Origin of the sequence: Streptomyces sp. V4I8, from assembly GCF_041261225.1 — a bacterium.
Taxonomy (GTDB): Bacteria; Actinomycetota; Actinomycetes; order Streptomycetales; family Streptomycetaceae; genus Streptomyces.
The window spans coordinates 382,358-394,512 of the sequence record NZ_JBGCCN010000001.1 but is presented as its reverse complement, the minus strand read 5'-3'; the positions used below and the strand labels follow the sequence as shown (position 1 = coordinate 394,512).

Genomic DNA, 12,155 nt, shown 5'->3' with positions numbered 1-12,155 from the left:
CCTCAACTTCCCCTGGTATCACGGACTCCACGCTATGAGGGGAACCTCAAAAGCTGGTATCGACTGCTTCGGCGAGTTCTTCGCTGGCCTGACAGGCCGCTTCGAACTGCTTCAGTAGAGCGAGAAGTTGCTTGCCGAAGGCGTCCCCGACGGCTGCAGGCTGGTGAGCGTATTCGGCGCGCAGGACACCGCGCAGGCGGTCAGCCTCTTCTTCGATGCTGCGGGCACGGCCGGCGCGTTTGAGTGCGGAACGCAGCTGGCTCAGAGACAGTCGTGCGGCCTCGGTGGGCGTTGGCGCCTTGGCCAGGATGATGCGGGCCTCCTGACGGGCGAGCCCGCCCTGCTTGGCCAGGAACGCGTCGAGGGCGGCGGGGTAGTACTCGCGCAGCAGGGAGCGGATCTGGTTGCCGATCTGCTGGCGGTTCCAGACGGCGTCCTGCTGAGCTCGAGCCAGTACCGCGATGGCCTTGGCTTGGTCGGAGTCCGCAGGCAGCGGCCGGTGCACGGCCATGTCGGTGCGGAGGATGTTCGCCAGCACGAGGGCGTCGCCGGGGTCTGACTTCTTGCGGGACACGCCGTGGCGGTCACGGTAGCGGGAGGCGGCAAGCGGGTTGATCGCGAAGACCTTGCGGCTGCCGGTCCGCAGGGCTGCGACGAGCAGTCCTCGGCTGGTCTCGATGGCCACTGGTATCGGCGACTCGAGGCTGTCACCGTGCTCGGCCAGGAGCTCCAGGAGCATTCGATAGCCGGCGGCGTCGTCACTGATCCGACGCTTGGCCAGTAATTCGCCGGCTCCGTCGATCAGCGCGATGTCGTGATGCCTTTCCGACCAGTCGACTCCGCAGAAGACGGTCACAGGTTCTCCCATCGTCGAGCGTATACGGAGGTCACAAGCACATGCGGGTCACGCGGCGTCCTAATCCCAGGACTCGATCGGTCCGCCATCTCGGTAGCCGTTCGCGACACCAGCGCACCCCAGGGGCCTCTGTCTGCGCCAGAGCTCACAGCTCGCGGGAGTGAACAGGAGGTCGCCCTGGGGCGGGCTCGCACCACGACGGCAACGAACGACGTGAGGCAGTAGGTTTCACGGGACTTGGAGACGCCGAAACCGCGCCGCTCTCCCGTGAGGCCTCACGGGCCAGGGAGATTCCCAGGCGTCTGCCCGGCCGCGCCCGCAGGCCCCGTGAAACCCACCATCGTGCCGGCGCCGCTCTATCGGAAGGCCTCATCAGCCCGGGGCCTTACAGGCGTCCGTCACGCCAGATAGCCCAGAAGCCCAACTGCGCACCTCTGGAACCACTTTCACTACGGATTAGGGGCCTTCGCGACAGGCACCGTCACAGTCTTGACCGCCCCGGCCCGGCGACGGCCACCAGCACCCGAGGCGATCAGGAGACCAGCGACCATGCCCAGCATCACGCAGCCCGCTGCCCCATGTCACGTTCCCGGCACTGCCGAAGAGGTACTGCTCGGTGTCGACACTCACAAAGACGTCCACGCGGCGGCCGTGGTCACCGTGCCCGGCGCCGTCCTGGACGGCCGCAGTTTCCCGGCCACGGCCGAGGGCTACCGACAGCTCGTAGCGTGGGCCCGCTCGTTCGGCACGCTGCGGCGGGCAGGCGTTGAGTGCACCGGCTCCTACGGGGCAGCCCTGGCGCGTCACCTGCGGGCCGAGGGCGTCGAGGTGATCGAGGTCAACCAGCCGGACAAGGCCGCCCGGCGCCGCCACGGCAAGACCGACGCCGTCGACGCCGAAGCCGCTGCCCGCGCCGTGCTGTCCGGCCGCGCCACCGCCACGGCGAAGACGAGCGACGGCCCGGTGGAGATGCTGAGGCTGTTCAAACTGGCCAAGAGCTCCGCGGTCAAGTCCCGAACCCAGACCATCAACCAGCTCAAGAGCATCCTCGTCTCCGTCGACCCCGCCCTGCGCGAGCTGCTAGCCGGCCTGAGCAACCCGCGCCTGGTCAAGCGGTGCGCCGAGCTGGACGGTCAGACCGCGACCGGGCCGTCAGCAGCCGCCCGCCACACTCTGCGGCTGCTCGCTGGCCGCATCCAGTACCTGACCAAGGAGATCGACGACCTCAACAAGCAGATAGCCGCCGTCGTCAAAGCCACTGCCCCCGGTCTGCTCGACGTCTACGGTGCCGGCCCGGACAGCGCGGCCGCCCTCCTGATCGCGGCCGGGGACAACCCCGAACGCCTTGCAAGCGAGGCGTCCTTCGCTGCCTTATGCGGCACCAGCCCCGTCGAAGCGTCCTCCGGCAAGACCCAACGCCGCAGATTGAACCGCGGGGGCGACCGCCAGGCCAACGCAGCCCTCTACCGGATCGTCCTCAGCCGTCTGCGCTGGGACCACCGCACCCAGGACTACCTGCAACGACGCCTCACCGAAGGAAAGACACGCCGCGAGACCATCCGCTGCCTGAAGCGATACATCGCACGAGAGATCTACCGGCTCATCGTCCTAACAAGGCAGGCACCTGACCATCAGGCCCCCGCAGAAGCCACTACTTGACATCCATAGGGGCATCAACGCCATGCGTACAGCACCTTCACGGAACTCGGCGTCGTACTTCTGTTGCCTGGACCCCATGAACCTCAACTTCCCCTGGTATCACGGACTCCACGCTACGAGGGGGCCCTCAGTCCACGGACCGTGGGCGTGGCTCTGTCGCGAGTCTGGTGAAGCACGCCTTGTGGATCTTGGTCAGGCGAGGGCGGGGTTGCCGCAGCACTTCTTGTACTTGCGTGTGGAGCCGCACCAGCAGGGGTTGTTGCGGGGCGGGGGCCATGAAGTGGCCTGGCCTCGGGCGGCGAGGTCGGCGGCGTAGTGGGCGCGGGTGTCCCCATCTTGCGGGGACAGGTTCTCCTCGCGGGTGAAGGACTTGAAGTCGCTCACGGTGCCGTGCGCGATGCCGAGGTGGGGTTCGCCTTCGTTGGACAGGCGTTGCAGCATCTGTTCGATGTGGCGGATGTGTTCGTGGTGCTCGGTGCCGTAGTGGTCGGCCAGTTCGGGCCATGTGTTCAGCAGTTGGGTGAACTCGTCAGTGCTCCAGAAGAGTGCGCAGGTCAGGCGGGGGCGGGAGAAGGCAGAGCGGCGGGCTTCGATCTCGCGGGAGAGGTTCTCGATCGAGGCGATCAGGGCCTGGGGATCGTTGCCTGCCGCTTCTCGCAGTTTCGGGTTGTGGAGGTCGTCGAGGGTGCTGGTCGCGCGAAGTTGTGCCGGACGGTCGGCGTAGAGGTTGTGAGCGAGCTGGTCGAGGTCGTCGCAGGGCTGGCCGAGCCGACGCCGGACGCGGTGGCGGCTGATGATGAGCATCTCGATGCCGTTGCCGTCTGCCGCGTCGCGAACAGCGTCGACGGAGAGAGGGGCGGCGGGGCCCAGGAGATGGGTCACTCCGGCCGTGAACCAGTCCGCGGCATCCTGGAGGTGGTCCGCGACCTCGAACATCTCCGCGATGATCTCCCAGGCGCCGGTATTGGCGGGGTGCTGGCGGCGCAAAGCTTCGGCCGCTTCGCGCGCTTCGGTGGTGCGCCCTGCGTTCCAGAGCGTGTCGATACGGAAAGCCTGGATGAGGTGGGGATCTCGGCAGTCCGCGTCCAGGACCTGTTGGTAGAGAGTGAGCGCCCGCTCGTGCTGTCCTGCGCGGCTGTAGAACTCCGCGGCCTCGGTCAGGAGTTCTTCCTGGTCCTGGAGGTACTTGCGGGCCAGGGCTTCCAGTTCTTCGGCCTGCTGGGCGTCAGTTCGCTCGACGGGGGCGGGCTGACGGCGTGCGGGGCGGCGCTTGCGGGACATACGACCACACTATCGGTGAGCGGAGTCGGTGTGGTGCGTCGGCTGAGAGGACTCAGAACGGGTGGGGATCGCTGCCTGCGTCCGCCGCGGCCGGAGCCGGTGCAGATGCTGCTGCCGAGGGTGGGGCGGCGCGGTAGGTCCTGGTGACTTTGGCGGTCGCATAGGTCAAGGAGGCTGCGACCTCTTCGGCGTCGATCTCCACGGTGGTGCGGCGGATGCCCTCTTTGTCGTTGAAGGTGCGCTGTCTGAGCCGTCCGGTGACGATGACCCGCATGCCTCGGGTGAGTGACTGTGCGGCGTTCTCGCTGGCCTGTCGCCAGAGCGAGCATCGCAGGAACAGCGGTTCTCCGTCGACGAATTCGCTGCGGTCGCGGTCGAAGACGCGGGGAGTGGAGGCGATGGTGAACCCCGCCACCGGGATGCCGGAGTTGGTGTGCCGCAGTTCGGGATCGGCGGTCAGGTTGCCCACCACCGTCACCAGTGTCTCGCCCGCCATGCAGCCATCCCTTGCCTCGTGCTGGAACACACCCACCGTACCGGCCCTGCGCACTCGCTGGCACGATGACTGCTATGGCGAGCGAGAACAACGACCTGGAGATGGCGGCTGTGGCACTGCACGAGGCACAAACGGCGGTCCACGCCGCTCGCCGGCAGCTGACCGCAGCGGTTGTCAGCGCGTACCGAGCTGGGGCGCCGGTTGCCCGTATTGCTGAGCGTGCGGGCATGAACGTGGTGGAGGTCCGGAATCTGCTGGCCGCGACCGGGGCCTCGCGCCGCAGGTGAGCACGGCTGTGGCGGCTGGGACAGTACCTGGCCGGGGGCGTCTATGGTGCCGAAGTCACCGGGTGGGCACTGTCAACTTGTGGTGAAGGTGGGTGTGCTGGGGTGCTGGGTGTCGTCGGCCCGTTGCTCGTCAGGCGGTTGTCGGAGTGCAGCCGGTGACCTGCCTCCAGGCGGTGAAGCGTTCGGTCATCTCGGTGCGGTAGTCGTGGGCGGTGAGGAGGTGGCGGCGGGGGCGGAAGTGGGGTGAGATGCCGGAGAAGGCGGACAGGAATCTCTGGGCGCTTCCGGCGGAGGTGAAGCGCCGCATGGCGCGTTCGCGCTGCCGGGTGGGCTGATGCGAGTGTGCGTCCAGTAGTCCGGGCATCATTGCAGATCAGAAGGGATGTGGGGTGATGTAACCGGATGTCAAGCTCAGGGCAGCCTGCCGGTGAAAGTCCGGTCTGGGGAGACGCCAGGGTCCCCGGTAGCGGGGCTCCCGGCATCGGTTGAGATGCCGGTGTCGAAGCGGAGCGACGAGCATCCCTTGGGGGTGTCGCGACCGGCCGGTCCGCAACATCAAGTGAAGTCTGCAGCGTCGTTACAGCCCCCGCCCGGGAGGGCGGGTCAAGGAGGAGCCGAGCCCGTACTCACAGGGCGAAGGCCACGGAAGACGTCCCAGATCCTGGAGCGGGCGTCGAGGAACCTCCCGGCGTAAGGGGCGTGGAACGGCCGGAGGGTTGTCCTGGGAACTGGAGAGGGCCTCCTCGGCCCCGGGGCTGCGGCCCGGGAAGCAGGGCCTGCCTATAACCGGTGGAGCCGGGAAGTGGCGGGCCGCCGAGAGGCAGTCGGAGGGGGCAGTAGTAGTGCTGATCGGCGGGACAACACAACCCGTCGGGAGCGAAGGGCCCCTGCTTCATCGATGCGTATCGCGTGTGAGGAGGAGACTCGGGTGAGTGCCGGATCGGCTAGTTCCACCCGCCGGAAGGAAGGCGTCGCGCGACCGGACGGCCGGCCTTTGGACAAAGTTCGTGCCTTGCAGTGGACGCTCTACCGCTGTGCCAAGCAAGATCCCGAACGCCGGTTCCATGCCCTGTACGGCCACGTCTCCCGCAGGGACATCTTGTGGCGGGCCTGGGCCGATGTGTGTGCGAACCGGGGCGCTCCCGGCGTGGACGGAGTGACCGTCGATGCCGTGGCCGCCGCCGGGGTGGAGGAGTTCCTCCGCGGCTTGTCGGAGCAGTTGCGGGCGCATACGTATCGTCCGTCGCCGCTGCGGCGGGTCATGATCCCCAAGCCGGGGCGGCCGGGGGAGTTGCGGCCGCTGTCGATTCCCACGGTGGCGGACCGGGTGGTGATGACGGCCGCGAAACTGGTGCTCGAGCCGGTTTTCGAAGCCGACTTCCTGCCGGTCAGCTACGGGTTCAGGCCCAAGAGGTCCGCGATCGACGCCTGCGAGAGCGTGCGTGTGGAGGCGAACCGGGGCCGGGAGTGGGTGCTCGAGGCCGACATCCGTGACTGCTTCGGATCAATCCGGCACGACGCCATCGTGGCCCAGGTGGCCCGGCGCGTCGTGGACGGTTCGATGCTGAAGCTGATCCGGGCGTGGCTGCGGGTGGGGGTGCTGGAGGACGGGGGGAGTGGCTCACCAGGAGCAGGAACCCCACAGGGCTCACCGATTTCACCGTTGCTGGCGAACGTTGCGCTGCACGTTCTCGATGAGGCGTGGCAGGGCGAGGGACGACGGCTGGGCGTATTGGTGAGGTATTGCGATGATTTCGTGGTCCTGTGTCCGACCAGGGAACGTGCCGAGCAGGCACGGGAGCTGGCGGGCGCGGTGCTGGCCGGGCTCGGGCTGCAACTGCACGCGGACAAGACCGGCATCATCCACCTCGCCAGAGGCGGACAGGGCTTTGATTTCCTCGGCTTCCACCACCGCAAGGTGGAGTCGTGGCGTTGGCGGGGCAGGTTCCACCTGCAACGCTGGCCGTCCCAGCGGGCGATGGGGGTGCTGCGGGACAAGATCCGCGCCGCCACCGACCGCCGCCGGACAGGACGGCCGCTGACGGCTGTGGTCGCCGACCTCAACCCCGTACTGCGGGGCTGGGCGGCGTACTTCCGCTGGGGCAACTCGGCCGGGAAGTTCTCCACGATCGACAGCTATGTCCACGAGCGGCTCGCGCTCTTCGACAGTCGCAAGCGCGGCTACTCCGGCCGCAGTTGGGGCAAGCGCCATGACGGCGCGTGGTTCAACCGGCTCGGGGTGTTCCGCCTGTCCGGGAACGTACGCAGGGTGGCAGCGCATGCCAGCCGGTGAACGATGTCGGTAAGCCGGGTGCGCGAGAAGCGCATGCCCGGTTTGACGGGCGGGGGCTGGAAACGAAGCCCTCACAGGCCACCGCGCCAGTCCCCGACCCTACTCTCCGCTCTGTTGTTCAAGTACTTTGAGCTGCGGTGCTCGACCGAGGGCATCACCTCGCGGTGAGCGGCCCCGTACGAGCGGAGCTTGTCGGTCACGATTACTCGCGGCAGAGTTATCAAGTTGAGGAGGTGGGTGCGATGATCTTGGTGTAGATCGTCTGGGAGGGACCTGTTGGTGGACCGTGCTGCACCGTCGTACAAGGGCTTCCGGTTCCCGCCGGATGTGATCGCGCACGCGGTCTGGCTGTATCACCGTTTCCCTCTGTCGTTCCGTGATGTGGAAGAGCTGCTGTTTGAGCGTGGCATCCAGGTGTCCTATGAGGCGATCCGGCTGTGGTGCGAGCGGTTCGGGCCCGAGTACGCGCGCCGGTTGCACCGCCGGCAGCCCCGGCCGGGTGGCCGGTGGCATCTGGACGAGGTCTTCATCAAGGTCAACGGGCGGATGCGGTACCTGTGGCGCGCGGTGGACCAGGACGGGAACGTGCAAGTTGACACAGATTGTGGACTTCGCGCTGGTGGACGCGGTGCTGGAGGAGACCGGGACGCGTGAGCGCAGGGTGCGGCTGTTGCCGTCGCGGGTGGTGGTGTACTTCGTCCTGGCGCTGGCCCTGTTCGAGCAGGACTCCTACCGGGGTGTCTGGGGCAAGCTGGTGGCCGGCCTGGAGGGCTTGTCCCTGGTACGCCCTGCCGTGTCCTCGCTGTCGAGGGCGCGGCGGCGGATAGGGGCCGCGCCGCTGCGGCGTCTGTTGGAGACGCTGGCCGGGCCGGTCGCCTACCGCGGCCAGGTCGGCGTGTTCTACCGCGGGTTACGCACGGTGGCCGTGGACGGCACCTTGCTGCACGTGCCCGATGACGAGGCTGTCACCTGGCGCTATCCCAAACGCAGCGGGGAGAGTATGGAGTTCGGCTACCCGTTGCTGCGGCTGCTGGTTGTGGTCGAGTGCGGCACCCGCGCCATTCTGGCGGCTGCCTTCGGCCCCGAATCCGATGGCGAACTCGCCTATGCCGGCCGCCTGCTGGGTGTCCTGGACCGCTCCATGCTGCTGCTGGCCGATGCCGCCTTCGACGCAACTGCGTTCCTGCGCGACGTGAAGACCAGCGGCGCGCAGTTCCTCATCCGTTCCTCAGCCCGCCGGGTGCCCACCCCCTTCCGGCACCTGGGCGACGGCTCCTATCTGGCCCGGCTCGGCTACGGCGTCCTGCCCGTACTCCTGGAGGTGCGGGTCATCGAGGCTCAGGTCACCGTGAGCCTGGCCGACGGAACGGTCCGCTGTGAGCAGTGGCGGCTGCTCACCAGTCTGAGGTTGTCAATTCCTTTGTGTATGTAGAGGTGTGTGGCCTTGCTGGTCGGGCCTGCGGGTTGGCTACTGTCGGTGATCTTGCTGGGGTCAGAGGGGGAGGCGGTCGGGGAAGGCGAGCATGAAGTGGTTCATGGCGCGTTTCCAGCCGAGGGTGCCGGTGCCGCGGACGCGGCCTTTGGGGATGGGACCCTCGCCGTCGATGTGGCGGCCTTCGATGCGGCGGATGCCGAGGTAGAGGAGTTTGACGGCGGCGTCGTCGCTGGGGAAGTGGCCGCGCGTCTTGGTGATCTTGCGGAGCTGGTAGTTCAGGGATTCGATGGCGTTGGTCGTGTATATGACCCTGCGTATCTCGCGGTCGGAGGCGAGGAAGGGGATGAATTCTTCCCAGGCCCGTTCCCAACTGGCAATTAGGCCAGGGAGGCTTATTCACGGGGTCACCAGCCGTTCTTGTAGAAGGCGAGGGCGGTGACGGTCTTGGCGACGAGGGGGAACCGGGTGAGAGGGCCGCGATAGCGAGTGGCGAGGACCTTCCAGTCCTTCAGATGTGCGATCGCTCGTTCGACGGCGGCGCGGAGCTTGCCGATGCTCTGGTTGAACACCTTGTCTTTGACGGGGCGTTCCTGACCGGGTGGCTTGCGGCGGGCGGTGAGCATGCCGGAGCCGACATAGCCCAGATCCCCCATGCTCTCCCGGTCGGCGAAGGCTTTGGGAAAGTGGGACTGGCGCCAGGCGTACATGTCGTGCCGACTGCCGGGTACCGGCACGGAGACGGCGAGCAGGTCCCCGCTGAGAGTGGCGGCGACCTGCAGGTTGAAGCCTGTGTCACGATGCTTGCCGGAAAACATCGTGGTGCCCTCGCTCGCCCAGTCCCACGTGGTGACCAGGGTCCCGTCGACCAGGACGATCCTGCCGTGTGAGGCGTCGGCGGGGTCGGGCACATGCTCGGCCAGGGCCGTCCCCACCACCGGGAGCAGCGTGGTCCACCGGCGCGAGACGGTGGCCTGGGAGATGTGGAACAGTTCCGCCGCCGCTTGCTGGACGGGGTTCTGCCGCAGCAGGAACAACACCAGGACCACGGACTTGTACAGGCCCAGCGCCCACATCCGTCCCGGCACCACGGGCGGATCGGGGTCCTCCACCAGCATCGTGTGGACCGGGACCACCAAGGCCTCCAGTTGATCCGCTTCCAGCCCTGTCGTAACGTTCCAGCTCAACGGCCCTACCCCGGTGGAAAACTGACGTCGTCGCAAACGCCAGGCTACCGAGCAGGGCCGCCTTGCCGATCAAGAAACCAAGCCCGTGAATAACCCTCAGGGTAGTTCTTGCCGTAGTTTGACCGGAGCTCGTCCAGCGCGGTCAGTGCCTCGGATTCGGTGGCGGCGGTGTAGATCGGTTTGAGGGCGGCGGTCACCTGCTTGCGGTCACCGTGCGACACGTATTTCATCGAGCTGCGGATCAAGTGGGTCACGCAGGTCTGGACCAGGGCTTTCTCCCAGACTGTGGTGATGGCGTCGGGCAGGCCTGCCAGCCCGTCGCAGCACACGATCAGGACGTCGCGCAGGCCGCGGTTCTTCAGCTGGGTGAGCACGTTCAGCCAGAATTTCGAGCCCTCGCTGTCCTGCAGCCAGATGCCCAGTACGTTCTTGATGCCGTCCACGTCGACGCCGATCACCAGGTGGGCGGACTTGTTGGTGACCATGCCGCTGTCGCGGACCTTCACGGTCAGCGCGTCGATGTAGAGGATGGGGTAGACGTCGTCAACAGGGCGGTTCTGCCAGGCAGTTATCTCGTCCGCGACCACATCGGTGATCCTGGATACCAGGGCCGGGGACACCTCGCTGCCGTAGACCTCTTTGAGGTGGGCGGTGATGTCGCGGGTGGTCATGCCACGGGCGTACAGCGACAGCACCATGTCGTCGACCTGGGCCAGACGCCGTCGGCCCTTGGGTACGATCACTGGCTCGAACTCCGACCGGCGGTCCCTGGGCACGTCCACCGTGACCGGGCCGGCCACCGTGGTGAGCGTCTTGGGGTAGGAGCCGTTGCGGGCGTTGCCCGAGCCGCGGCCTGCCGGGTCCCCGGCCTCGTAACCGAGATGGTCGGCCATCTCCGACTCCGTTGCTGAATTGCCTGCGGCGGCCTGGGTCTGTTCGGCATGATCGTTGGTGCGGTCGTTCTGTCTGCCCTGGCCGCGGGAGGTCGGTGTGGTGTCCATGCGGCCTGGGGGCCTGCCGCCCATTCCGGAACAGACGGTGCGTACGGCTCGTGCGGCTTTTCCCAGGGGAAGCCTTCCTATGCGGGTCCGTGACCACCTTGCCGAGGTCTTCGATGACGCGTTGTTCGCCGAGGCGTTTCCCGGTCGTGGCGCTCCTGCTCAGTCCCCGGCCCTGCTCGCCCTGGTGACGGTGCTGCAGTTCACCGAGAACCTCACCGACCGGCAGGCCGCGGACGCGGCGCGGGACCGGCTGTCGTGGAAGTACGCCCTGGGCGCTGAGTTGTCCGATACCGGCTTCGACTTCTGCGCGTTGTCGAGGTTCCGTTCTCGGCTGGCCGGCGACGGGATGGAACGGGTGCTCTTCGACCGGCTGTTGGAGCACTGCCGGGAGGCCGGGCTGGTCAAGGCCGGTGGCAAGCAGCGCACCGACTCCACCCATGTGATCAGCGCGGTCCGTGACCTGAACCGCACCGAGCTGGCCGGGGAGAGTGTGCGGGCGGCGCTGGAGGCACTGGCGGTGGCGGCGCCGTCCTGGCTGGCCGGAGTGATCGACGTCGCCGAGTTCGCCGAACGCTACGGGCCGCGCGTCGATGGCTGGACGATGCCGTCGTCGAAGACCAAGCGGGAGCGACTCGCCCAGATATTCGGCCAGGACGCGCTGGTCCTGTGTCGGGCTGCCTGGTCCGACCGTGCCCCGGCATGGATCCGTGAGATCGAGGCGGTCGCCCTGCTGAGGAAGGTCCTCGTGCAGACATACACCGTCCGCCTCGATGCCCGGGGACGGGAGGTGGTCAGCAAGCGGGACGCCGACAATGACGGTGTCCCGCCCGGCAGTACCCGCCTGGCCTCCCCCTACGACCCCGACGCCCGCTGGTCCGCCAAGGGTGATGACCTCTTCTGGTGCGGCTACAAGATCCATCTCACCGAGACCTGTCACGCTCCGGCCGAAGCCGAAGCCGAAGCCGAAGCCGAAGCCGAAGCCGAAGCCGAAGCCGAAGCCGAAGCCGAAGCCGAAGCCGAAGCCTGTCTCCGTGCCCTGGCACCGAACCTGATCACCGACGTGCACACCACCGACGCCACCGTGCCCGATGTGAAGGCGACCGAGCCGATCCAGAAGAACCTCACCGAGCGCGAGGTGACGCCCGCCGAGCACTATCTCGACTCCGGCTACCCCTCAGCCGACCTGATCACTGCCGCCGCCGGGCAGGGCATCACCATGGTCACTCCACTCCTGGGCGACCACTCGCCCCAGGCCAGGACCGCCGAGGGCTTCGACAAGAGCGCCTTCCGTATCGACTGGAAGGCCCGTCAGGTCCGCTGCCCCGAGGGCTCCACCAGTGCCGGCTGGTATCCGGTCACCCAGCACGGCCGTGACGCCATCGTGATCGACTTCGCCCGCGCCGACTGCCGCCCCTGCCCTTCACGGGACAAGTGCACCAGCTCCGTCCGCGGCACCCGCATGCTCACCCTGCAGCCCCGCGAACTCCACGAACGCACCGCCACGGCCCGTGCCGAGCAGGACACCGAATCCTGGAGAGCCAAGTACGCCCTCCGCGCGGGTGTCGAGGGCACCGTCAACCAGGCCCTCGACGTCACCGGCATCCGCCGGGCCCGCTACCGCGGCCTGCCGAAAGTCCGAGTGAGGTTCCCCTCATAGCGTGGA

9 protein-coding genes and 5 pseudogenes are annotated in these 12,155 nt (G+C 67.5%); 6 read left to right on the top strand and 8 right to left on the bottom strand.

Translation table 11 applies throughout. From position 1 onward, the window contains the following. Positions 1–49: 49 nt before the first annotated feature. Positions 50–868: pseudogene (locus ABIE67_RS01935) on the bottom strand (IS110 family transposase); the annotation flags it as partial. Positions 869–1,405: 537 nt separating this feature from the next. On the opposite strand from ABIE67_RS01935, the gene ABIE67_RS01930 reads away from it, so the two are divergent. Beyond that, positions 1,406–2,515: an IS110 family transposase gene (locus ABIE67_RS01930; RefSeq protein ID WP_370252337.1), complete on the top strand. Its 1,110-nt coding sequence runs from the start codon at positions 1,406–1,408 to the stop codon at positions 2,513–2,515. A 192-nt stretch (positions 2,516–2,707) separates the two neighbouring features. Here ABIE67_RS01930 and ABIE67_RS01925 read toward each other — a convergent pair whose 3' ends face one another. Both ABIE67_RS01925 and ABIE67_RS01920 read right to left on the bottom strand, forming a co-directional pair. Next, a complete protein-coding gene (locus ABIE67_RS01925; protein ID WP_370252332.1) occupies positions 2,708–3,796 on the bottom strand; it encodes a tetratricopeptide repeat protein in 1,089 nt (362 codons plus the stop codon). 52 nt (positions 3,797–3,848) lie between these two features. Continuing rightward, the gene (locus ABIE67_RS01920; protein WP_370252327.1) at positions 3,849–4,292 is read right to left on the bottom strand and encodes a single-stranded DNA-binding protein; all 444 of its coding nucleotides are present in this window, start codon (positions 4,290–4,292) and stop codon (positions 3,849–3,851) included. A gap of 74 nt (positions 4,293–4,366) precedes the next feature. Here ABIE67_RS01920 and ABIE67_RS01915 point away from each other — a divergent pair, with 74 nt between their 5' ends. Further along, positions 4,367–4,579: a hypothetical protein gene (locus ABIE67_RS01915; RefSeq protein ID WP_370252322.1), complete on the top strand. Its 213-nt coding sequence runs from the start codon at positions 4,367–4,369 to the stop codon at positions 4,577–4,579. Positions 4,580–4,709: 130 nt separating this feature from the next. Here ABIE67_RS01915 and ABIE67_RS01910 read toward each other — a convergent pair. Continuing rightward, a pseudogene (locus ABIE67_RS01910) lies at positions 4,710–4,922 on the bottom strand (IS6 family transposase); the annotation flags it as partial. Between the two features lie 669 nt (positions 4,923–5,591). Between ABIE67_RS01910 and ltrA the strand changes: the two are divergent. Next, positions 5,592–6,872 carry a group II intron reverse transcriptase/maturase gene (ltrA, locus tag ABIE67_RS01905; RefSeq protein WP_370252317.1) on the top strand — a complete coding sequence of 427 codons (1,281 nt, stop codon included), beginning with the start codon at positions 5,592–5,594 and terminating at the stop codon, positions 6,870–6,872. 101 nt (positions 6,873–6,973) lie between these two features. Here the strand turns inward: ltrA and ABIE67_RS01900 are convergent. Continuing rightward, positions 6,974–7,084 (bottom strand): annotated as a pseudogene (locus tag ABIE67_RS01900) (IS6 family transposase); the annotation flags it as partial. A 67-nt stretch (positions 7,085–7,151) separates the two neighbouring features. Between ABIE67_RS01900 and ABIE67_RS01895 the strand changes: the two are divergent. Together ABIE67_RS01895 and ABIE67_RS01890 are read left to right on the top strand one after the other, a co-directional pair. Beyond that, positions 7,152–7,460 (top strand): annotated as a pseudogene (locus ABIE67_RS01895) (IS6 family transposase); the annotation flags it as partial. Positions 7,461–7,464: 4 nt separating this feature from the next. Next, positions 7,465–8,304 (top strand): transposase domain-containing protein, encoded by an 840-nt coding sequence (locus tag ABIE67_RS01890; RefSeq protein ID WP_370252311.1) that lies wholly within the window; start codon positions 7,465–7,467, stop codon positions 8,302–8,304. Positions 8,305–8,364: 60 nt separating this feature from the next. On the opposite strand, the pseudogene ABIE67_RS01885 reads toward ABIE67_RS01890, so the two are convergent. From ABIE67_RS01885 to ABIE67_RS01875, 3 genes and pseudogenes are all read right to left on the bottom strand, one after another. Continuing rightward, positions 8,365–8,676: pseudogene (locus ABIE67_RS01885) on the bottom strand (transposase); the annotation flags it as partial. Between the two features lie 35 nt (positions 8,677–8,711). Continuing rightward, a complete protein-coding gene (locus ABIE67_RS01880; protein ID WP_370252306.1) occupies positions 8,712–9,491 on the bottom strand; it encodes a transposase family protein in 780 nt (259 codons plus the stop codon). A 44-nt stretch (positions 9,492–9,535) separates the two neighbouring features. Further along, on the bottom strand, positions 9,536–10,492 hold the full coding sequence (locus tag ABIE67_RS01875; protein ID WP_370252302.1) for an IS256 family transposase: 957 nt from the start codon (positions 10,490–10,492) through the stop codon (positions 9,536–9,538). 79 nt (positions 10,493–10,571) lie between these two features. Between ABIE67_RS01875 and ABIE67_RS01870 the strand changes: the two genes are divergently transcribed. After that, positions 10,572–12,149 carry a transposase gene (locus ABIE67_RS01870; protein WP_370252297.1) on the top strand — a complete coding sequence of 526 codons (1,578 nt, stop codon included), beginning with the start codon at positions 10,572–10,574 and terminating at the stop codon, positions 12,147–12,149. Positions 12,150–12,155: the final 6 nt, after the last annotated feature.

Bases quoted from the DNA above. Each gene is read 5' to 3' on its own strand.
- ABIE67_RS01930 (WP_370252337.1), top strand. From the start codon at position 1,406: ATGCCCAGCATCACGCAGCCCGCTGCCCCATGTCACGTTCCCGGCACT.
- ABIE67_RS01925 (WP_370252332.1), bottom strand. From the start codon at position 3,796: ATGTCCCGCAAGCGCCGCCCCGCACGCCGTCAGCCCGCCCCCGTCGAG.
- ABIE67_RS01920 (WP_370252327.1), bottom strand. From the start codon at position 4,292: ATGGCGGGCGAGACACTGGTGACGGTGGTGGGCAACCTGACCGCCGAT.
- ABIE67_RS01915 (WP_370252322.1), top strand. From the start codon at position 4,367: ATGGCGAGCGAGAACAACGACCTGGAGATGGCGGCTGTGGCACTGCAC.
- ABIE67_RS01875 (WP_370252302.1), bottom strand. From the start codon at position 10,492: ATGGACACCACACCGACCTCCCGCGGCCAGGGCAGACAGAACGACCGC.
- ABIE67_RS01870 (WP_370252297.1), top strand. From the start codon at position 10,572: ATGCGGGTCCGTGACCACCTTGCCGAGGTCTTCGATGACGCGTTGTTC.